Here is a 1,878-nt window from a genome sequence, read left to right as displayed (position 1 = left end):
AATTATACCAATTTGCCGTCAAATCTATCGCATTTTCCAGGGAGTAGGGAGTAGGGAGTAGGGAGTAGGGAGTAGGGAGTAGGGTGTAGGGTGTAGGGTGTAGGGTGTAGGGTGTAGGGTGTAGGGTGTAGGGTGTAGGGTGTAGGGTGTAAGGTAGGCAGTGCCTACCAAACCGATTGGCCAGCTTGGTAAATCCATCTGATATCATCATGTCAGGATAATTACCCTTAATCAAAACCTACCCCTGTGAGATCTCCCCATCTCCCCATCTCCCCATCTCCCCATCTCCCCATCTCCCCATCTCCCCATCCTCCCCACACCTCCCACACTCCCCTCTGATTCCCGATTCCCGATTCCCGATTCCCGATTCCCGATTCCCGATTCCCGATTCCCGATTCCCGACCACTAAGCACTAATCAGATGGCCAATTTGCTTTGCGATCGCATCTGCTGGTAACACCTCTAAGGAAGACATCTGCATTGTTCCGGCGAGATAGTTGCTCTGATGCTTAGCAACTTGCTGGCTCAACGGATCTAGGAGTGTGTGATCGTCCCGTAAGGCTTCAGTAAGAGACTCCTGAGTGATCACCATAATTTCAGTCTCCGTGGCAGCAGTGATGGTAACCTTTGGCAAGGGTTTACCTAAAAAAAGAGTCATCTCACCGAAGAAGTCTCCTGCTTGTAACTGTTCCACAGGAAATTGAGGGGAGTACTTGAGGAATTCCTGGCGTTGCTCAAGATCCTGAATCTCTGCTGCTAAGAGTTGGTATAGCCAGTACAGAGACGATGTCTGCTGTGCCGCCTCATGGGCTACAGAAAAAGCAGTAGGACCGATGTAGTGAGCTAGCTGATAAGCGAGCCTTTCAATCACCTGTTGATCTAATGGAGTAGGGGGTTGGGCTTTCGGTCTATGACTGAATGCTTTGACTGTAGTCTTGCCCAAGGTCATAACCACCTGTTGCTCCACTTCTAGGCAGCCTTTAACTACAATAAACATAGCGTCTTGGGGCAGATTTTTGCTACTGAGAGTTTCACCAGCATCAAATAGTAGAGGCTTGGTATATTCGATCAGGATTTTCTGCGCCCCAAGGCTGAAGTGGCGGAAGAATTCAATGGAGCTGAGGAGTTTTAGGTGCTGCTTGTTGGAGGGGATAATATACCTAGGACTTAATCCTTCACGGCGTAACCCATACCAGACTCGACGTAATAGTTCGCGATCTGTGTGCAACGGAGCAAGGTTGTAGTTTTTAGGAAAGTATAAAAGTTTGTAAGTGATAAACAGCCCTGGATCCGCCAATTGACACTCCCCGTCCTAAAGGAGCGGGGATTCTTGGATCAACGACCCGTCTTGCTCATCCAGGTCGGAACCAGGAAGAGTAGAGGACAGATCTCCCCAAGCGTTTTGGTAGGTTCCGGTGTGCCCCACCGTACCCAAGGCTCTAGTTAAAATATTTCTGGCGGCGTTGTGGTCTCGATCCAGTTGGCACCCACATTTACAGATATGGGTTCGAGTTGATAACGATTTCTTGACCACTTCACCACAATTAGAACAATTTTGGCTTGTATAAGCGGGATTTACTGCAACAGTTATCCGGCCAAACTTTTGACCAAAATATTCTAACCACTCCCGAAACTGGTACCAACCTGCATCATTAATAGACTTGGCAAGACAGTGGTTTTTAACCAGGTTCTTTACCCTTAAATCTTCATAGGCGACCAGGTCGTTAGACCGGATTACGCAACGTGCAAGTCTCTATTAAACTAAGCCAGGGGGTTGCCCCGCGTCTGACTCGTCTCCAAAACCGTACGTGATAGTTTCCCATCATACGGCTCCTCATAATAGGGTTCCTTGTCATGTGGCACCTCTTTCAAAATGGGT

General features: G+C 48.4%; 2 protein-coding genes and 2 pseudogenes. All 4 read right to left on the bottom strand.

Annotated elements, in window-relative coordinates:
* A pseudogene (locus tag F6J99_RS44725) lies at window positions 1-235 on the bottom strand (hypothetical protein); the annotation flags it as partial.
* Window positions 228-413 (bottom strand): hypothetical protein, encoded by a 186-nt coding sequence (locus F6J99_RS44720; protein WP_293123808.1) that lies wholly within the window; start codon window positions 411-413, stop codon window positions 228-230. The pseudogene F6J99_RS44725 and the gene F6J99_RS44720, both read right to left, overlap by 8 nt.
* Window positions 406-1,296, bottom strand: coding sequence for a cyclic nucleotide-binding domain-containing protein (locus F6J99_RS44715; RefSeq protein ID WP_293123805.1), 891 nt, complete (start codon window positions 1,294-1,296; stop codon window positions 406-408). Before F6J99_RS44715 ends, F6J99_RS44720 begins: the two co-directional genes overlap by 8 nt.
* A gap of 15 nt (window positions 1,297-1,311) precedes the next feature.
* A pseudogene (locus F6J99_RS44710) lies at window positions 1,312-1,752 on the bottom strand (transposase); the annotation flags it as partial.
* Window positions 1,753-1,878 lie beyond the last annotated feature (126 nt).

Source organism: Moorena sp. SIO4G3, from assembly GCF_010692305.1.
Classification (GTDB): domain Bacteria; phylum Cyanobacteriota; class Cyanobacteriia; order Cyanobacteriales; family Coleofasciculaceae; genus Moorena; species Moorena producens_A.
This window is presented reverse-complemented; position numbering and strand designations above follow the sequence as displayed.